General features: G+C 70.0%; 15 protein-coding genes and 1 riboswitch. Of the genes, 8 read left to right on the top strand and 7 right to left on the bottom strand.

Annotated features, from left to right (window positions below):
- Nucleotides 1-41: 41 nt before the first annotated feature.
- From JGR64_RS11715 to JGR64_RS11705, 3 genes are all read right to left on the bottom strand, one after another.
- On the bottom strand, nt 42-1,454 hold the full coding sequence (locus JGR64_RS11715; RefSeq protein ID WP_199373541.1) for a TolC family outer membrane protein: 1,413 nt from the start codon (nt 1,452-1,454) through the stop codon (nt 42-44).
- A 26-nt stretch (nt 1,455-1,480) separates the two neighbouring features.
- Nucleotides 1,481-2,134 carry a protein-L-isoaspartate O-methyltransferase gene (locus tag JGR64_RS11710; RefSeq protein WP_199373540.1) on the bottom strand — a complete coding sequence of 218 codons (654 nt, stop codon included), beginning with the start codon at nt 2,132-2,134 and terminating at the stop codon, nt 1,481-1,483.
- Nucleotides 2,135-2,262: 128 nt separating this feature from the next.
- Nucleotides 2,263-2,919, bottom strand: a complete 657-nt coding sequence (locus JGR64_RS11705; protein WP_199373539.1) for a TetR/AcrR family transcriptional regulator — start codon at nt 2,917-2,919, stop codon at nt 2,263-2,265.
- A gap of 82 nt (nt 2,920-3,001) precedes the next feature.
- On the opposite strand from JGR64_RS11705, the gene JGR64_RS11700 reads away from it, so the two are divergent.
- Both JGR64_RS11700 and JGR64_RS11695 read left to right on the top strand, forming a co-directional pair.
- Complete coding sequence (locus tag JGR64_RS11700; protein WP_199373538.1) at nt 3,002-4,096, top strand: efflux RND transporter periplasmic adaptor subunit; 1,095 nt, start codon at nt 3,002-3,004, stop codon at nt 4,094-4,096.
- Nucleotides 4,093-7,317 carry an efflux RND transporter permease subunit gene (locus tag JGR64_RS11695; RefSeq protein WP_255531425.1) on the top strand — a complete coding sequence of 1,075 codons (3,225 nt, stop codon included), beginning with the start codon at nt 4,093-4,095 and terminating at the stop codon, nt 7,315-7,317. The genes JGR64_RS11700 and JGR64_RS11695 overlap by 4 nt, the downstream gene beginning before the upstream one ends.
- Here JGR64_RS11695 and JGR64_RS11690 read toward each other — a convergent pair.
- Nucleotides 7,266-8,222, bottom strand: coding sequence for a homoserine kinase (locus JGR64_RS11690; RefSeq protein ID WP_199373537.1), 957 nt, complete (start codon nt 8,220-8,222; stop codon nt 7,266-7,268). The two genes, JGR64_RS11695 and JGR64_RS11690, sit on opposite strands and share 52 nt — an antisense overlap.
- A 62-nt stretch (nt 8,223-8,284) precedes the next feature.
- Nucleotides 8,285-8,386: riboswitch (TPP riboswitch) on the top strand.
- 58 nt (nt 8,387-8,444) lie between these two features.
- Between JGR64_RS11690 and thiC the strand changes: the two genes are divergently transcribed.
- The 3 genes from thiC (at nt 8,445) to JGR64_RS11675 (ending at nt 11,793) form a co-directional block, all read left to right on the top strand.
- Nucleotides 8,445-10,322, top strand: coding sequence for a phosphomethylpyrimidine synthase ThiC (gene thiC / locus JGR64_RS11685; protein ID WP_199373536.1), 1,878 nt, complete (start codon nt 8,445-8,447; stop codon nt 10,320-10,322).
- A gap of 146 nt (nt 10,323-10,468) precedes the next feature.
- Nucleotides 10,469-11,071: a DUF4136 domain-containing protein gene (locus JGR64_RS11680; protein ID WP_199373535.1), complete on the top strand. Its 603-nt coding sequence runs from the start codon at nt 10,469-10,471 to the stop codon at nt 11,069-11,071.
- Nucleotides 11,072-11,115: 44 nt separating this feature from the next.
- On the top strand, nt 11,116-11,793 hold the full coding sequence (locus JGR64_RS11675; RefSeq protein ID WP_233348199.1) for an ion channel: 678 nt from the start codon (nt 11,116-11,118) through the stop codon (nt 11,791-11,793).
- Between the two features lie 10 nt (nt 11,794-11,803).
- Here JGR64_RS11675 and ppa read toward each other — a convergent pair whose 3' ends face one another.
- Entirely contained in the window at nt 11,804-12,334 is a 531-nt protein-coding gene (ppa, locus tag JGR64_RS11670) for an inorganic diphosphatase (protein WP_199373533.1), read from the bottom strand.
- 208 nt (nt 12,335-12,542) lie between these two features.
- Here ppa and JGR64_RS11665 point away from each other — a divergent pair, with 208 nt between their 5' ends.
- Nucleotides 12,543-14,111: a M91 family zinc metallopeptidase gene (locus tag JGR64_RS11665; RefSeq protein WP_199373532.1), complete on the top strand. Its 1,569-nt coding sequence runs from the start codon at nt 12,543-12,545 to the stop codon at nt 14,109-14,111.
- A gap of 108 nt (nt 14,112-14,219) precedes the next feature.
- Complete coding sequence (locus tag JGR64_RS11660) at nt 14,220-14,891, top strand: hypothetical protein (RefSeq protein WP_199373531.1); 672 nt, start codon at nt 14,220-14,222, stop codon at nt 14,889-14,891.
- Between the two features lie 74 nt (nt 14,892-14,965).
- Here JGR64_RS11660 and JGR64_RS11655 read toward each other — a convergent pair whose 3' ends face one another.
- Nucleotides 14,966-16,996, bottom strand: a complete 2,031-nt coding sequence (locus JGR64_RS11655) for a sodium-translocating pyrophosphatase (RefSeq protein ID WP_199373530.1) — start codon at nt 16,994-16,996, stop codon at nt 14,966-14,968.
- A 278-nt stretch (nt 16,997-17,274) separates the two neighbouring features.
- Here JGR64_RS11655 and JGR64_RS11650 point away from each other — a divergent pair, with 278 nt between their 5' ends.
- Complete coding sequence (locus JGR64_RS11650) at nt 17,275-17,718, top strand: hypothetical protein (RefSeq protein WP_343225107.1); 444 nt, start codon at nt 17,275-17,277, stop codon at nt 17,716-17,718.
- 13 nt (nt 17,719-17,731) lie between these two features.
- Here JGR64_RS11650 and JGR64_RS11645 read toward each other — a convergent pair whose 3' ends face one another.
- The gene (locus tag JGR64_RS11645; protein WP_199373529.1) at nt 17,732-18,988 is read right to left on the bottom strand and encodes a 6-phosphofructokinase; all 1,257 of its coding nucleotides are present in this window, start codon (nt 18,986-18,988) and stop codon (nt 17,732-17,734) included.
- Between the last annotated feature and the right edge of the window lie 79 nt (nt 18,989-19,067).

Genomic DNA, 19,067 nt, shown 5'->3' with positions numbered 1-19,067 from the left:
CCGAAGCGCCCTGTTGTGTTTCCGTGCCGCCTGCGCAGCGCTCAGCGGCCGTTGGCTCCGGGCGCTTCAAGCCGTGCTTCGGCATCGACGGTCAGCAGGCGATTCACGTCCTGCACGCTGGCGACATCGATGGTGCCGGCCGCCTGCTCCAGCAACAGCCGGTTCTGCAGGAAGTTGTAACGCGCCAGCGCGTATTCGCGCTCGGCGTTGAACAGCGTCTGCTGGTTGTTGAGCACGTCGAGCACGGTGCGCGTGCCGACTTCCAGCCCCACCTGCGAGGCCTCGTAGGCGCTGCGCGCGGAGAACACCGCCGCCTTGCGCGCCTCGACCTCGCTGATGCCGGCCACCAGCGTCTGGTAGGCGTTGCGGGTTTCGCGCACCAGCGCGCGGCGTTCGGCCTCGTACTGGTCCTGGCGCACGTCGCGGGTGGCGATGGCCTGGCGCACGCGCGACTGGGTGGCGCCGCCGGAGAAGATCGGCACGTCCAGCGTCAGCCCCACGCTGCGCGACTTCGACTCGGCGTCGAGCCGGGCGACGGCACCACCCGGCAACGTCGTGGGATCACCCCAGCGGTCGGTTTCCCCGTAGTTGCCGGAGAGGTAGATCGTGGGCAGGTGGCCGGCCTTGGCGGTGCCGACGTCGTGCCCGGCGGCCTGCAGCTGGTGCTCCAGCGCCTTGAGGCCGGGATTGTTGTCGACCGCGCTGGTGACCCAGCCGTCGACCGCCTGTTCGGTCGGCAGCGCCGGGCTGAAGTCTTCCGGCAGGCCCTTGAGGTTGCGCACGTCGGTGCCGGTGATCTGGCGCAGCGCCTGGTAGGCGTCTTCGAGTGCGTTGCCGGTGACGATGGTGTTGGCGCGCGCGCTGTCGTACTGGGCGCGGGCCTCGTGCACGTCGGTGATCGGCGCCAGGCCGACCTCGAGGCGCTTGTCGGCGAAGTCGAACTGCTTCTTCAGCGCCGCTTCCTGCGCCTGCGCCGCGGCCAGCGTCTCGATCGCGACCAGCACGTTGAAGTACGCCGCCGAGGTGCGGGTGATCAGCGAGTCGCCGGCCGAGTCCAGCGTGAAGTCGGCCGCGGTGGCCAGCTCGCGCTGCGAGCGCAGGTTGCTGATGCGGCCCAGGTCGAGCACCGCCTGGTTGAGGTTCACGCCCAGCGAGCGCGTGGTCGACTCGGACTCGCTGCGGCCGATGAAGGGCTGCCCGGTCACTTCATCGATATCGCGCCCCGAGGTGTCGGTACGCGAACGCGACAGCGAGGCGCTGCCGCCGATCTGGGGCAGCAGCGATGCGCGCGCCTGCACCGCGCCTTCGCGGGTCGCGAGCCGGCTGGATTCGGCGGCGGAAAATGTCGGATCGCTGTTGCGGGCCTGCTCGTAGGCCTGCAGCAGGTCTTCGGCCGATGCCGCGGCGGGCAGCAGTGCCAGGAGGAGCGCGAGGACGAGGGGACGACGGGTCATGGAAGATCCTTGGTGTGGGCTGGCGTTCAGAACGCGAATGCCGGCACGGGGGCCGCGCCCGCCAGATAGGCGAGGTCGGTCTCGAACAACGATTCCGTGCGCGTGCCGTTGACGTCGGCGTGCATGAGCACGGCCTCCATCACCGGCGCGCGGCCGCGGACGATGAACATGCGGCCGCCGGGACGGAGCCAGCCTAGGAAGTGCAACGGCACCGTGTCGACCGCGCCGGTGACGCAGATCGCGTCGAACTTGCGGTCGGTGTTCCAGGCAAAGGCATCGGCATGTTCGACGTCGACGTTGGCCAGGCCCTCGGCGTGCAGCGTGGCCAGGGCGGCGGCGGCGATGTCGCCGTGGCGTTCGATGCTGAGCACCGAGCGCGCCAGGCGGCCCAGGCATGCGGCCATGTAGCCGCTCCCGGTGCCGATCTCGAGCACGTCCTCGCTGCCGTCGAGCGCCAGCGCCTGCAGCGCACGGCCTTCGAGCACCGGCTTCATCATCGACTCGCCGTGCGCGAGCGGGATCGCGAGGTCGGCATAGGCCAGCGCGCGGTGCGCGGCCGGCACGAAGCTCTCGCGGGGCAGCCGCACGATCACGTCGAGGACGCGGGTGTCGAGCACCTCCCATGGGCGAACCTGTTGTTCGACCATGGCTTCGCGGGCTTTGGCGTAATCAAGGGTCATGGCGGGGCCTGGCGGGTCTGGGTGACCGGCCATTTTAGGTCAAATAGCGGGAGGGGACGCCGACAGCATGGTGGGGCAGGCCGCGTGGGCTTGAGTGCCGGAAGTCACCGGGACCGCCGGCGGGATGTTCAAGGGGCCCGGCCGGCGCGCGCGAAGGCGCGCAGGAACATGTCGACGCAGGATTCGAGGTGCGCGTCCACGCCGGATTCCGCCGCCGTGTCTGGGTATCCGATGACGAGCCGCGCAAAGGCCTCGCCCTTCACCAGCGAAAAGAAGTGCCCGGCGGCGCGCGCGGGATCGGCGACATCCAGATCGCCCGCGGCCTGTCGTCGCGCCACCAATGCGGCGAATGCGTCGTGCAGCCGCGCCGGGCCGGCATTCCAGAAATTGCACGCCAGCGTGGAGTCGAGCCGGGGCGCACACAGCATGCGATGGCTGGCGACCGTTTCCGGCGCCATCACCAGCGCGTGGTAGGCGCGGGCAATGTCCATCAGCCGCTCGCGCAGCGGCGTCTCCGGTGACGGTTCGAACAGCGCGGTGGGCAACTGCTGCTCGCAGGCCGCGTTCACCACCGCGACGAACAGCGCGTCCTTGTCGCCGAAGTGGCTGTAGATGGTGAGCTTGGACACGCCGGCCAGCGCAGCGATCTGGTCCATGCTGGCGCCGTCGAAGCCCTGGCGCGTGAACATCTGCTTGGCGGCATCAAGGATCGCCGCGCGCTTGGTGAGGTCCTTGGGCCTGCCAGGCGCGGGTCGGGGAGGGTCTTGATCGGCGCAGACGGACATTCCCCAATACTAGACCATGGAGTTTGATAATTATAGGATGGCCACCGTTTTCCAGCGGCCGCGAGGCCAACGCGGAGAGGCCATGGCGGTGCGGTCCTGGTTGCTGGTGGGTGCGATCGTTTCCAGCCTGGCCGCCTGCGGCGAGCGCACCCCGGCCGAAGCGCCCCCGCGGCCCGTGCTGGTGGCACATCCCGCCGCGTCCGACGCGGGCCAGGCCGCGTTCGCCGGCGAGGTGCGGGCCCGCGAAGAGAGCCCGCTGTCGTTCCGGGTCGGCGGCATGCTGGTGCGCCGTGCGGTCGACGTCGGCGCGCGCGTCGAACGCGGTGCCCTGCTGGCCGAACTCGATCCCGGCGACCTCGCGCTCGAGGCCGGCGCCGCGCAGGCGCGGCTCGCCTCCGCCGAGGCCGAGCTGGTCCGCGCCCGCGCCGACCGCGCGCGGTACGCGGCGCTCGCCGAAGACCAGCTGGTCAGCCGTTCGACGCGCGATGCGCAGGAGGCCGCCTACCAGGCTGCCGCCAGCCAGGTCCGCGCCGCGCGTGCCCAGCTCGACGTCGCCCGCAACCAGTCCGGCTACGCGACGCTGCGCGCGCCGGCCGCCGGCGTCATCGCCAGCCGCCAGGCCGAAGCCGGCCAGGTGGTCGCGGCCGGGCAGACCGTGTTCACGCTCGCCGGCGACGCCGGCCGCGAGGTGGCGATCGCGCTGCCGGAATCGAGGATCCGCGATTTCAGGATCGGCCAGCCGGTCAAGGTCGAGCTGTGGAGTGCGCCCGGGGTTGCCCTGGACGGCACGATCCGCGAGGTCGCCCCGGCCGCCGATGCGCAGGCGCGCACCTACGCGGCGCGCGTGGCGCTGGACGCCGATGCGGCAGCCCGCGTCGACCTCGGCCAGAGTGCCCGCGTGTACGTGCGCGCGGCCGGCGCCGTGCCGCTGTCGGTGCCGCTCCCGGCGGTGCAGCGCGGCGCCGACGGCGCGGCCAGCGTGTGGGTGGTGGGCGCCGACGCGCGCCTGAAAGCCGTGCCGGTGAAGCTGGGGCCGTTCGCGGCGGAACGGGTCCCGGTGCTGGCCGGGCTGTCCGCCGACGATTGGGTGGTGGTGGCCGGCGGCCACCTGCTGCGCGAGGGCCAGGCCGTGGCGCCGGTCGACCGTGACAACCGCCCCGTCGATCCGTCGCCGTGAGTGGCTCGCGGTTCAACCTGTCCGAGTGGGCGCTGCGCAACCGCACGCTGGTGCTCTACGCGATGCTGGTGGCGGCGGTGGTCGGCGCGTGGTCGTACCGACAGCTCGGCCAGTCCGAGGATCCACCGTTCACGTTCAAGGCGATGGTGGTGCGGACGGTGTGGCCCGGTGCCACCGCCGCGGACGTCGCCAGCCAGGTCACCGAGCGCATCGAGCGCACGCTGATGGCCACCGGCCGCTACGAGCTGATCCGCTCGTACTCGCGGCCGGGCGAGTCGCAGATCATCTTCATGGCGCGCGATTCGATGCGTTCGAAGGACGTGCCGGCGCTCTGGTACGAGGTGCGCAAGAAAGTCGGCGACATGCGCGCCACGCTGCCGGAAGGCGTGGTCGGGCCGTTCTTCAATGACGAATTCGGCGACACCTTCGGCAACATCTATGCGCTGACCGGCGAAGGCTTCGACTACGCGGTGCTCAAGGATTACGCCGAGCGCATCGAGCTCGAGCTGCAGCGCCTGCCCGACGTGGGCAAGGTGGAACTGGTCGGCCTGCAGGACGAGAAGGTCTGGATCGAGGTCGCCAACGCCAAGCTGGCCACGCTCGGCATTCCGCTGGCGTCGCTGCAGCAGGCGCTGGCGGCGCAGAACGCGGTTACCGGCGCCGGATTCTTCGAGACCGGCAGCGAACGCGTGCAGCTGCGCGTCGACGGCGCGTTCCGGTCGCTCGACGAGATCCGCGACTTCCCGGTGCGGGCCGGCGACCGCACGCTGCGCCTCGGCGACGTGGCCACGGTGAGCCGCGGATTCGCCGATCCCGCCGCGCCGCGCATGCGCTTCATGGGCGAGGACGCGATCGGCATCGCGGTGGCGATGCGCGACGGCGGCGACATCCTGCGCCTGGGCGGCGCGCTGAGTTCGGAATTCGCGCGCCTGCAGGACACATTGCCGGCGGGCATGCAGCTGGCGCAGGTGTCCGACCAGCCACAGGCGGTGCGCGAATCCGTCGGCGAGTTCATGCGCGTGCTGGTGGAGGCGGTGGCGATCGTGCTGCTGGTGAGCTTCTTCTCGCTCGGCTTCCGCACCGGGCTGGTGGTGGCGGTGTCGATCCCGCTGGTGCTGGCGCTGACGTTCGCGGTGATGCACTACTTCGGCATCGGCCTGCACAAGATCTCGCTCGGCGCGCTGGTGCTGGCGCTCGGCCTGATGGTGGACGACGCGATCATCGCGGTGGAGATGATGGCCATCAAGATGGAGCAGGGCTTCGACCGCTTCACGGCAGCCGGCTACGCGTGGTCGCACACCGCGTTCCCGATGCTCACCGGCACGCTGGTCACCGCGGCGGGGTTCCTGCCGATCGCGACCGCGGCGTCGTCGACCGGCGAGTACACACGTTCGCTGTTCCAGGTGGTGGGCATCGCGCTGATCGTGTCATGGGTGGTGGCCGTGCTGTTCATCCCGCTGCTCGGCGAGCGCATGCTGCCCGACCTTGCGCATCCGGTCGCGCCTTCGCCGCGCTCCATCGCCGGGCGCTGGCGCGCACGCCGCATGCGCTGGGCCGACCGCTGGCCGCAGTACGGCATGCTGCTGGCACCGCCGCCGGTCGGCGATGGCCATGAGCGCGATCCCTACCAGCGTCCGTTCTACCGCCGTTTCCGGCGCCTGCTGGAGTGGTGCCTGGAGCGCCGCTGGCTGGTGATCGGCAGCACGGTGGCATTGCTGCTGGTGTCGGTGCTGATGTTCCGCTTCGTGCCGCAGCAGTTCTTCCCCGACTCGCAGCGGCCGGAGCTGATGGTCGACCTGGAACTGGCCGAAGGCAGTTCGCTGCGCGCCACCGCGGACGAAGTCGCGCGCATGGAGGCGCTGCTCCAGGCGCAGGACGGCGTGGCCAGCTACGTGGCCTACGTGGGCACCGGCTCGCCGCGCTTCTACCTGCCGCTCGACCAGCAGTTGCCGGCTGCGAACTTCGCGCAGTTCGTGGTGCGCGGCGAAGACGTCGATGCCCGCGAACGGCTGCGCACCTGGCTGCTCGACGAGGCTGCCCCGGCGTTCCCGGGCCTGCAGCTGCGCGTGACGCGCCTGGAGAACGGCCCGCCGGTGGGCTATCCGCTGCAGTTCCGGGTTTCGGGCGAACACATCGAGCGCGTGCGCGCCATCGCCCACGAGGTGGCCACGCAGTTGCGCGCCAATCCGCACGCGGCCAACGTCAACCTCGACTGGGACGAGCCGAGCAAGGTCGTGCGCCTGGTGATCGACCAGGAACGCGCGCGCGTGCTCGGCGTCAGCTCGCAGCAGCTCGCGCAGTTCCTCGCCGGGTCGCTGTCCGGGCTGCAGGTGAGCGTGTACCGCGAGGGCAACGAGCTGGTCGGCATGCTGATGCGCGGCCCGGCGGACGAGCGCACGCGGCTCGACATGCTGGGCAGCCTGGCGATCCCGACGGCCAGCGGCCAGTCGGTGCCGCTGGCGCAGGTCGCGCGGCTGGAGTACGCGTTCGAGGACGGCATCATCTGGCACCGCAACCGCCTGCCCACGGTCACCGTGCGCGCCGACGTGCGCGGCGCGACGACGCCGCCCACCGTGGTCGCACAGATCCTGCCCACGCTCGAGGCCATCCGCGAGGCGCTGCCGCAGGGTTACCTGCTGGAGACCGGCGGCACCGTCGAGGACGCCACGCGCGGGCAGGACTCGATCAAGGCCGGGCTGCCGCTGTTCCTGTTCGTGGTGGTCACGCTGTTGATGCTGCAGTTGCGCAGCTTCTCGCGCAGCGCGCTGGTGCTGCTGACCGCGCCGCTCGGTCTGATCGGCGTGGTGCTGTTCCTGCTGGTGTTCCGCGTCGCGTTCGGCTTCGTGGCGATGCTCGGCACCATCGCGCTGGCCGGCATGATCATGCGCAATTCGATCATCCTGGTGGACCAGATCCAGCAGGACATCGATGCCGGCCACGCGCGCTGGGACGCGATCGTCGATGCGACGGTGCGCCGCTTCCGGCCGATCGTGCTGACCGCGCTGGCGGCGATCCTGGCAATGGTGCCGCTGTCGCGCTCGCTGTTCTTCGGGCCGATGGCGGTGGCGATCATGGGCGGGCTGACGGTCGCCACCGTGCTGACGCTGCTGTTCCTGCCGGCGCTGTACGCGGCCTGGTTCAAGGTGCGACGCGACGAGCCGCTGGCGGTTCAGCTGTCGCCAAGCAGCTCCGCGCGCGGACCGGCCACCGGCGAAACGTAGGCGCGCGCGTCGCAGCCCGCATCGAGGAACGCGGCGCGCATCGCCGGCGCCGCCCGCTCCGCGCCTGCGCGGCTGTCGAACCAGGCGAAGCAGCTTGGCCCGCCACCGGAAATGCTCGCGCCCAGCGCGCCCTGGTCCCTGGCCGCGGCCTGGACCGCATCGAATCCGCGGATCAGCGGCGCGCGGCGCGGTTCCACCAGCAGGTCGCGCAGTCCGTCGGCGATCAGCGACGCATCACCGCGTGCCAGCCCGGTGAGGAACAGTGCGAGATGGGTGGAATGCGCGACCACCTCGGCGAGCGCGTAGGGCGCGGACAGCACGGCGCGCGCGTCGCGGGTCTCCAGCACCAGGTCCGGATGCACCACCACGCAGTGCAGCCACGCGGGCACGGCGAGCGCCAGCAGGCGCGTCGGCGTGGCCATCGCCACGCCGCCGATCAGCATCGGCCCGACGTTGTCCCCCTGGCGGCTGTGGGTGGACGCCCATTCGCCGTCGAGCGCGAACGGATACAGCGCCTCGCGCGGCAGCGGCGCATCGAGCAGCGCGTTGGCGGCGACCAGCGCGGCGACGCACGATGCCGCCGAGCCGCCAAGCCCGGAGCCGAGCGCGATGCCCTTGTCGAGCTCCACTGCGAAGCCGTAGGGCAGCGCCAGCGCCGAGCGCAGCGACTGCAGCGCGAGGCCGGCGGTGTTGGCGGCAGCGTCCAGCGGGATCGAAGCCACGCCGCGCACGTCGCCGCGCACGGCGTCGATGCGCACTTCGGGTGCGTCGATCCGGCGCACGTGGGCGACGTCGCGCGGCCCGTCGATGGTGTGCCCGAGCAGGTCGAAGCCCACGCCGATGTTGCCCACGCTGGCGGGGGCGTACGCGGTGGCGGAAAGCGGGCGGGCGCGGGTGTCGGTCATGGCCGGCAATTATGCCGCGCGCGGCACGGGCTGGCCCGCGCGCGGGCAACGTGGTGCAATGCCCGTTGAAGCGGGGGTACCGCGGCCGGCACGGCGTGGTTGAGACAGTCCCTTCGAACCTGATCCGGCTGATACCGGCGTAGGGAAGCTTCGCGGGAACCACGGGCACGCTCCGTGCGTCCGCGCCGCCGCTTCGTCCAGCCCTCCACCAGGACGAACGCCATGAACGCCCAGCCCGCCAGCCTGCAGCAGCAGGCCGCCCAGCTTTCCGACACCGTCACCAGCCCGATCACCGGTTCGCGCAAGATCCACGTCCAGGGATCGCGCCCCGACCTTCGCGTGGCGATGCGCGAAATCCACCAGTCGCAGACGCCGACGCTGTTCGGCGGCGAGGGCAATCCACCGATCGCGGTCTACGACGCGTCGGGCCCCTATACCGATCCCGACGCGCGCGTCGATCTCTCGGCCGGGCTGGCTCCGCTGCGTGCGCAATGGATCGCCGAACGCGACGACACCGTGCTGCTGCCGGGGATCAGTTCGGCGTTCGGTCGCAGCCGCGAGTCGGACGCCCGCCTCGACGCGGTGCGCTTCCCGAACCGCCGCCTGCCACGGATCGCCAGGGCGGGCGCCAATGTCACCCAGATGCACTACGCGCGCCAGGGCATCGTCACGCCCGAGATGGAATACGTCGCCATCCGCGAGAACCAGCGCCTGGACGCAGTGCGCGACGCAACCCTGTTGCTGCAGCACCCGGGCGAGTCGTTCGGCGCCAGCATCCAGGCGTTCATCACCCCGGAGTTCGTGCGCGACGAGATCGCGCGTGGCCGCGCCATCCTGCCCTGCAACATCAACCACCCCGAGAGCGAGCCGATGATCATCGGCCGCAACTTCCTGACCAAGGTCAACGCCAACATCGGCAACAGCGCCGTGTCGTCCGGCATTGCCGAGGAAGTGGAAAAGCTGGTGTGGGCGACGCGCTGGGGCGCCGACAATGTCATGGACCTCAGTACCGGCAAGCACATCCACGAGACCCGCGAGTGGATCATCCGCAACTCGCCGGTGCCGATCGGGACCGTGCCGATCTACCAGGCGCTGGAGAAGGTCGATGGGCGCGCCGAGGAACTGACCTGGGAGATCTTCCGCGACACGCTGATCGAGCAGGCGGAGCAGGGCGTGGACTACTTCACCATCCACGCCGGCGTGCTGCTGCGCTACGTCCCACTGACCGCGAAACGGGTCACCGGCATCGTCTCGCGCGGCGGCAGCATCATGGCCAAGTGGTGCCTGGCGCACCACCGCGAGAGCTTCCTCTACACGCACTTCGAGGACATCTGCGAAATCATGAAGGCCTACGACGTGGCCTTCTCGCTCGGCGACGGCCTGCGTCCGGGCTGCATCGCCGATGCCAACGACGCCGCGCAGTTCGGTGAGCTGGAGACGCTGGGCGAGTTGACGAAGATCGCCTGGAAGCACGACGTGCAGACCATGGTCGAAGGCCCCGGCCACGTGCCGATGCAGCTGATCAAGGAGAACATGGACAAGCAGCTCGCCGAATGCGGCGAGGCGCCGTTCTACACGCTCGGCCCGCTGACCACCGACATCGCCCCCGGTTACGACCACATCACCAGCGCGATCGGCGCGGCGATGATCGGCTGGTTTGGCACGGCCATGCTCTGTTACGTGACGCCCAAGGAGCACCTCGGCCTCCCCAACCGCGCCGACGTCCGCGACGGCCTGATGGCATACAGGATCGCAGCCCACGCGGCCGATCTGGCCAAGGGGCATCCCGGCGCGCAGGTGCGCGACAACGCGCTCAGCAAGGCGCGCTTCGAGTTCCGCTGGGAGGACCAGTTCAACCTCGGCCTCGATCCCGACCGCGCGCGGGAATACCACGACGAGACCATGCCCAAGGACGCGCACAAGCTGGCGCACTTCTGCAGCATGTGCGGCCCGCTCTTCTGTTCGATGCGGATCACCCAGGACGTACGCGAGTACGCCGCGGCGCAGGGCGTCGACGAAGCGGCGGCGCTGGAGGCGGGCATGGCCGGAAAGTCGGCCGAATTCCTGGCCGCGGGCGCGGAGGTGTACCGGCGGGACTAGGACGCGCGGAAGGTCGGCGTGTTGCGGGCCGGTCACCTGTACGAACAGGAAACGCCGTGAAACCGGCGCCCCGGCGGGTGTGGCGACTCACGCCGGGGCAGCGGGCGTCATGCTAGTTTCAAGGCAGACCTGAACGGAGATCCGCCATGCAAGGCTCGCGTGCTTCGTCATTGATCCGCTGGCTGCTGCTCGGCTGTGCACTCGCCCTGCTCGCGGCCTGCGCCACCGGCCCCCGCATCAGCACGGACTCCGACCCGCGCGCGGATTTCTCCGCGTATCGCACCTTCGCGTTCTACTCGCCGCTGGCGATCGAACGCGAGGGTTATGCCAGCCTGGTGAGCGGCCGCATGAAAGCCGCCGCGCGCGCGCAGATGGAATCGCGCGGCTATCGCTACAGCGAGGCGGATCCCGACCTCTGGCTCAACATCAACGCCTACATGCAGCAGCGCACCGACGTCAGCTCCATGCCCGACGTCGACTACGCCTACTACTACAGCTATCGCGCCCGCGGCTACGTCGCCATGCCGTACTGGTACGACCGCACCACCGTGTACCGTTACACCGAAGGCACGATGAACATCGACCTCGTGGACGCGCGGCGCAACGCGCTGGTCTGGGAAGGCATCGCGGTGGGCCGCGTGCCGCGGAACCAGGATGCCGCGAAGCGCGACGCGGGCATCGATTCCACCATTGCCGACATTTTCGCCGCGTATCCGCATCGTGCGGGCTCGCGCGCGCAGGCCGAGTAAGCCACTGCCGGGAGCGCGCGAGACGCCGCATGGCAATACCGTCAATGCTCCGTTCCCGCTGGCCGGCCCTCGCCGGTCGCCATCCCTCGGCGCTGTTGCTGGCCGCTCAGCTGCTGAGCCTGCTGGTGTACCCCGCGATCGACGACACGCGAGACGGTCGCCTCGCATTCGGCGCGCTCGCGCTGGTGGTGGTGCCGCTTGCGGTGTGGGTGGTGCGCCGCAGCCATTCGGCCAACTGGATCGCGTGGACGCTCGCGATCCCGGCGATCGTGTTGTCGGCGTTGGCGATCGCGCTGCAGCAGCCGGGCTTCGCCACCGCGTCGGCGGTGCTCGAATCACTGCTGTATTTCTACGCCGCCGGCAGCCTGATCCGCTACATGCTGGAAGACCACGAGATCAGCGCCGACGAGCTGTTCGCCGCCGCCGCCACGTTCACCCTGCTGGCCTGGGCCTTCGCCTACGCCTACATCGTCTGCCAGGCCTGGTTTCCGGGCGGCTTCACCGGCGCGGTGGAGCCGGACCGCCCACGCCGCTGGATCGAGCTGCTGCACCTGAGCTTCTCCACGCTCTCGGGCGTGGGCAACGGCGATGTGCTCCCGATCGGCGCCTCGGCCCGCGCGCTGTCGATGCTCGAGCAGTTCGCCGGCGTCGGCTACATCGCCGCCGTGGTCGGGCGCGTCATCGCGCTCACCGTGGTCCGCCACCAGCGGCGTTCACGGTGAGCCACGGGGCTCAGCCCTGCTGGTAGCGCGCCATCGCCTCGCGCAGGATCGCCTTGGCCTCGGCCGCGTCGCCCCACCCGTCGATCTTCACCCACTTGCCCTTCTCGAGATCCTTGTAGTGCTCGAAGAAGTGGCCGATCCGCTCCAGCCAGTGCTTGGACACCTGCTCGAGGTCCTGGACATGGGCGTATCCGGCGAACACCTTGGCGTCCGGCACCGCGAGGATTTTTTCGTCCTGGCCGGCCTCGTCGACCATCCGCAGCACGCCCACCGGGCGGCAGCGGATCACCGAGCCCGGCACCAGCGGCAGCGGCAGGATCACCATCACGTCGGCCGGATCGCCGTCACCGCAGACCGTGTGCGGGACATAGCCGTAGTTGCAGGGGTAGCGCATCGGCGTGGACAGCACGCGATCGACGAAGATCGCACCGGATTCCTTGTCGACCTCGTACTTGACCGGCTCGGCGTCCTTCTGGATCTCGATGATGACGTTGATTTCATCCGGCGGGTTCTTGCCGGTCTTCACATGGTCCAGGCCCATGGTGGCTCCAGTGGTGGGTCGGCGGGGCAGGCGCCCGGCCGTGGGGGAAACCGCTGATTCTACGCGCCGCTGCTGCGATGCACCAAAAGCTGTCGCCGGCGCTGAATGGGGCCGGGCCGACCCGAGGTGGGGTACGCCCCAGCTTGGTCGGAGGGGTTGCCGGGCTTAAACATACGCTCCCGTATCCCCCAAGCAAGCGAGCCTGTCCATGACCATCCAGTCCGCCAAGTTCGATCCAGGCGCCAGCGCCGCCGCCCACCTCGACCGCGCGGGCTACTGGAACAACCCGGCGGACCCGAACGGCCACGATCACCGCCCCGAGGCCCACGGCAGCGAGGCATCGGCGCCGCGCGCGAGCGACCTGGACGGCAACGACGTTGTCGCCGAAAGCCCGGACAAAGCGGAGCAGCAGGCGGTCGAGGTCGACGGCACCGCCACCAACAGCGGCGAGCGCAGCCAGCGCAGCACGCCGGACGGAAAGCCCATCCTGGTCGATCCGCTGCACAAGGACGGGCAGGTCTCGATCGCCCGCGAACGCACCAATGCGGACGGCTACGTCAGCAGCGACCAGCTGGTGTTCACCACCGGCGCCGGCGACGACAAGGTGGGGGTGAAGCAGCGCGACGACGGCACGCTCGACGTGCAGGTCAACGGGGAGAGCTACGAGGTCCGCCTCGGCCAGGGACAGGAGCTGACCATCCGCGCCGGCGCGGGTGACGACGTGATCGAGGTGGCGTCGAACGTTCAGGTCAACATCGTGATCGAAGGCGGCGACGGCAACGACACCATCACCACCGGTGCCGGCGACGACCGCATCGACGGCGGCGCCGGCGACGACGTGATCAGCAGCGGCGCCGGCCGCGACGATGTGTTCGGCAACAGTGGCAACGACACCATCACCGGCGGCGACGGGGTGAACATCGTCCACGGCGGCGACGGCGACGACCAGGTCACCGCGGGCCGCGGCACCAACTTCATCGAGGGAGGTGCCGGCAACGACAGCATCAGGGGCGGAGGCGTGAGCGACATCCTGTCCGGCGGCACCGGCAATGATCGAATCACCGTCGGCGACGGTGCGAGCCGCGTCTATGCCGGCGCCGGCGACGACGTCATCGACAACGCCGGCGACAACACCGTGGTGCATGCCGAAGTCGGTGACCTGGTGAACGCCGCCACCCGTGCCACGCCGACCGTGCTCAATGTCGCCATCGACGCCAACGCCGGCAGCACGATCCGGATCGAGGGCTCGGAGGCGTTCGTACAGCGCATCCAGTCCGAGATCGACTTCCTGCGCGCGTCGCCGGTCGGCCAGCAGATGCTGGCCGAGTTCGACAAGGCCGCCGACGCCAAGGGCAACACCGTGACCATCAAGGAACTGGCCAACGAGCAGAACGGCTACGCGCAGACCTTCAGCCGTGACGCCGACATCCGCAACGGGCGCGCCGGGGCCGGCGGCAACGTCGACATCAGCTACAACCCGTCGTTCCACATGGATGCCTTCCCCGCACCCGTGGTGGTGCTGTTCCACGAGATGTCGCATGCCTACAACGGCGTGAACGGGACCTTCCAGCCCGGTACCTACCGCGGCCAGGGCCCTGACTCCGGCCGCGTGCCCAATGCCGAGCGCCAGGCCGTGGGCCTGGAGACCAGTGCCGCTCCCTTCGACTTCGATGGTGATCCGTCCACCCCGGCCACCACCAGCAATCCCGATCACCTGACCGAGAACGGGTTCCGCGAAGAGCTCGGCCTGCCGGACCGACCGAGCTACGCGCTCTGATCAGTCGCTCCCGCCAGCGCACATGACCCGGCAGCCTGCGTTCATCGCGGGCTGCCAGCGTTTGCGCCATGCTGTCTTTTCCGCTTCCATCCAGGCAGGCCAACTTCCATGAGTTCGATCTTCCGCGCGCGCCATGCGTTGCCCATCGCCATCGCGGCGGCCATGCTTTCAACGCTTCCGCAGCCGTCGCAGGCGCAACCGGAGACACCGCAGATGCATGAAGAGGACAGGCCGGCCCGCACCGCGGTCGACGGGGAGCACGCACGCCTGGAAGTCGCGTTCGATCCGGTCGGCGAGCGCTTCGCCGTGCGTTATCGGGTGACCAACACCGGCGACGGACCGCTGGCGGTTTTCGACCGCGGCGACCGCCATGCGGTGCTGACCGGGCGCTTGGAAAGTGGCGCGATCGCGATGCCGCGCTTTACCCAGGAGGGCGGCGACCTTTCGCTCGATCATGCCGCGCGGGCATTGCCGGATCCCGCGCCGACCGTGCCGCCGGTGCCGCTTGCGGCGCGGCTCGGCAAGGGCGAGGCGCTGGACGGCGCGTTCGACTTCGACCTGTCGCTCACGGTGGGCGTGGAACGCGTGCGCTGGTGCCTCGGCGTGGCACCGTTCAACGACAAGGATTACCGGGCCGACGACCGCAGCGTGGATCGCAGCAAGCTCGCCAGCGGTGGCGACGCCGACGCGTGGCAGGCGTCGTTCGCGGTGGTGGATGCGCAGGAGATGCTGTGCACGCCGTGGTACGTGCTGGCCGACGGCGGGTTCGCGGTCGACTGACCGCGGCGCAGCGGCCCGGCAAAGGAAAAGGCGGCCCGGGGCCGCCTTTTCGCTTCACGTCACCGCAGTTTCGCCTACAGCAGCGGCACCAGCAGCAGGGCGACGATGTTGGTCACCTTGATCAGCGGGTTGATGGCCGGGCCGGCGGTGTCCTTGTAGGGATCGCCGACGGTGTCGCCGGTGACCGCGGCCTTGTGCGCTTCCGAGCCCTTGCCGCCGTGGTGGCCTTCCTCGATGTACTTCTTGGCGTTGTCCCAGGCGCCGCCGCCGGTGCACATCGAGATCGCCAGGAACAGGCCGGTCACGATGGTGCCCATCAGCAGGCCGCCCAGCGCGTCGGCGCCGAGCGTGAGGCCGACGATCACCGGGATGGCCAGCGGCAGCAGCGAGGGAATGATCATCTCCCTGATCGCCGAGCGCGTGAGCAGGTCCACCGCGCGGTCGTACTGCGGCTTGCCGGTGCCTTCCATGATGCCGGGGATCTCGCGGAACTGGCGGCGGACTTCCTCGACCACCGCACCCGCCGCGCGGCCGACGGCCTGCATCGCCATCGCGCCGAACAGGTACGGGATCATGCCGCCGATCAGCAGGCCGATGACCACGTTCGGGTTCTCGATGGAGAAGTTGGTGGCCGTGCCCGACAGCTGCAGCTTGTGCGCGTAGTCGGCGAACAGCACCAGCGCGGCCAGGCCTGCGGAGCCGATCGCGTAGCCCTTGGTCACCGCCTTGGTGGTGTTGCCCACGGCGTCCAGCGCGTCGGTGGTCACGCGGATCTCGGGCGGCAGGCCGCTCATCTCCGCGATGCCGCCGGCGTTGTCGGTGATCGGGCCGTAGGCGTCCAGCGCCACGATCATGCCCGCCATCGACAGCATCGCGGTGGCGGCCACGGCCAGGCCGTAGAGGCCCGCCAGCTGGTAGCAGGTCCAGATCGCCGCCGCGACCACGATCACCGGTGCCGCGGTCGACTTCATCGATACCGCCAGGCCGGCGATCACGTTGGTGCCGTGTCCGGTCTCGGAAGCCCTGGCGACATCGCGCACAGGCGCGTATTCGGTGGCGGTGTAGTACTCGGTGATCACCACCAGCAGCCCGGTCAGCACCAGGCCGACGATCGCGCACCAGAACAATGGCAGCGCCAGCGCGGGATCGAACATGTCGGCGGTGATGAACCAGAACGCGATCGCCGCCAGCACGCCGGAGACCGCGAGCCCGCGGTACAGCGCGTTCATGATCTTGCCGCCCGCCCGCACCTTGACGAAGAACGTGCCGATGATCGAGGCGACGATCGACGCCGCGCCCAGCACCAGCGGATACACCACGCCGGCCCAGCCGTAGGTGGTGAAGGCGATGCCGGCGACCAGCATCGAGGCGATGATGGTCACCGCGTAGGTCTCGAACAGGTCCGCGGCCATGCCGGCGCAGTCACCGACGTTGTCGCCGACGTTGTCGGCGATCACCGCCGGGTTGCGCGGGTCGTCCTCGGGGATGCCCGCTTCGACCTTGCCCACCAGGTCCGCACCGACGTCGGCGCCCTTGGTGAAGATGCCGCCGCCGAGACGCGCGAAGATCGAGATCAGCGAGGCGCCGAACGCCAGGCCGATCATCGGCTGCAGCGCGGCGATCACCGCGACTTCGTCGCGGCTCTGGCCGATCACATGCATGAAGTACCCGGCCACGCCGAGCAGGCCCAGGCCCACCACCAGCATGCCGGTCACCGCGCCGCCGCGGAAGCTCACCGCGAGCGCGTCATTGAGGCTGACCGTGGCCGCCTGCGTGGTGCGCACGTTGGCGCGCACCGAGACAAACATGCCGATGAAGCCGGCCAGGCCCGAAAGCAGCGCGCCGATGGCGAAGCCGATCGCGGTCGCCCAACCCAGCGCCGGCACGAAGCCGATCACCAGGAACAGCACCACGCCCACCATGGCGATGGTGGCGTACTGGCGCCGCAGGTACGCACCCGCGCCTTCCTGGATCGCGGCCGCGATCTGCTGCATGCGTTCGTTGCCCGCGGGCCGCGCCAGGATCCAGCGCGCGGAAAGAATGCCGTAGATGATTGCCAGACCGGCGCAGACCAGCGCCAGCCACAAAGCTTGCTGCTCGAGCATGAAACCCTCCCCAGGGTGTGGTCGCGAAACGCAACCGCCCGACTATGGCACAGGGTTATCACCGCGTATTGCCGCGCCGCAGCGCGGCTGGCAGGCCGGCTGGCCGGCAGCAGGACAAGCGTGGAGGATCGATTCAGCCGCCGCGTGCCAGCCTGCGTTCCCCCCCGTTCCATCGGAGTGACGCCATGCGCATCGCCCTGACCGTGCTGCTCGCCGGTGCCGCCGCCGCCACGTCCTCTACCGCACTCGCGGCTGCTCCCGGCCGCGCCGCCGATCCGGTGCCCGAAATCACCCGCAGTGCGATTGCGCCACAGGCGATCGGCGCGGCGCACACGCTGCGCCAGATCCCCGAAGCCTGCGCGCGCATTGAAGGCGTGTTCACCGGCGATGCCGCCGAGCCATACCGCTTTGCCGTTGTGCGCACGAGTGCCAACTGCCAGCCGCGTGCGCGCTTCGTCGACGCCGCGAAGGCGAAGCCTTCAGTGGCCACGGGCTGGAAGTTCAACGACCTGATCCGCGTTGCCAGCACGGGCTGCCCCACGCAGCAGGCGGTGGTGCGCGTGTGGCGCAAGCCGGTGGACCAGACGCAGAAGCTCGACGGCCAGGGACAGTCGCGGATCTACCTGGAAGAGTCGAAGCAGGCCGCCGCGGCCGGCAAGACCGCGGCAGTGCCGATGTTCGCCGCCGCGATGTCGGTTGAGGGGAAGGCCTGCGGCGGCTGACCCGGAAGCGGGCTCAGCCCTCCCAGGCCGCCAGCTTCTTCGCCACCGCCACGTTCTTCAGCGTCACGTACTTCGGAATGCCGTCGCGGCCGTAGGGCGGGTACGCCTCGCCGCGGATCAGCGGCTCCAGATAGGCGCGCGCGGCGGCCGTGATGCCGTGGCCGTCGCGACGGATGAAGCCCTTCGGCATGGTCTTCTCGCGGTTTGCGATCCGGTCCAGGGGGGCGGGTTCGATCTTCCAGCGATAGGGCGAGTCGGACGTGCGGATGATCGCCGGCATGGTCGCGTTGCGGCCTTCCAGTGCGAAGCGCACCGCCGCCTTGCCGACGGCCATCGCCTGGTCGAGGTCGGTCTTGGAGGCGATGTGGCGCGCCGAGCGTTGCAGGTAGTCGGGCAGGGTCCAGTGCACTTTCAGGCCGAGGCTGTCCTTGACCCGCCCCGCCAGGTACGAGGCCACGCCGCCGAGCTGGGTGTGGCCGAAGGAATCCTTGCCGCCGCCGGCATCGGCGACGAAGGTGCCGTCGGCGGTGCGGATGCCTTCGCTGGCCACCACCACGCAATGACCCACGCGGTCGACCACTTTTTGCACGCGGGCCAGGAAGTCGGCCTCATCGTACGGGCGCTCCGGGAACAGGATCAGGTGCGGGGCATCATCGGGCCCAGTGCCGGCCAGGCCGGCCGCGGCCGCAAGCCAGCCCGCGTGGCGACCCATGGCCTCGTATACGAACACCTTGGTGGAGGTGTCGGCCATCGCCGCCACGTCCAGCGCCGCCTCGCGCACCGAGACCGCGGTGTACTTGGCCGCCGAGCCGAAGCCGGGGCAGCAGTCGGTCACCACCAGGTCGTTGTCGACGGTCTTGGGCACGCCGATGCAGGTCAGCGGATAGTCGAATTCGCGGGCCAGCTGCGAGACCTTGTTGGCGGTGTCGGCGGAATCGTTGCCGCCGTTGTAGAGGAACCAGCGCACGTCGTGGGCGCGCAGCACGTCGAGCAGGCGCTCGTACTTGGCGCGGTCGGCGTCGAGCGACTTCAACTTGTAGCGGCAGGAGCCGAAGGCGCCGCCCGGGGTATGCGCCAAGGCGCGGATCGCGGCCGCCGGCTCCTTCGCGGTGTCGATCAGATCCTCGCGCAGGGCGCCGAGGATGCCGTTGCGGGCGGCCAGCACGCGCACCTTGCGCGCGCGGGCCTCGGTGATCACGGCCGAGGCGGTGGCATTGATGACGGCGGTCACGCCACCGGACTGTGCGTAGAGCAGGGTACCTTTGGACATCGTGGATTCCGTTCTGGGGGTTCGGGCGGGGGGCCCGGATACGGTAAGCTGGCGCGGTCGTCGCCGCGGCTGCCGGATT

Source organism: Luteimonas sp. MC1572 (assembly GCF_016615815.1).
Lineage (GTDB): Bacteria > Pseudomonadota > Gammaproteobacteria > Xanthomonadales > Xanthomonadaceae > Luteimonas.
The sequence above is the reverse complement of the archived record's forward strand: the minus strand, read 5'-3'. Positions and strand labels throughout refer to the sequence as shown.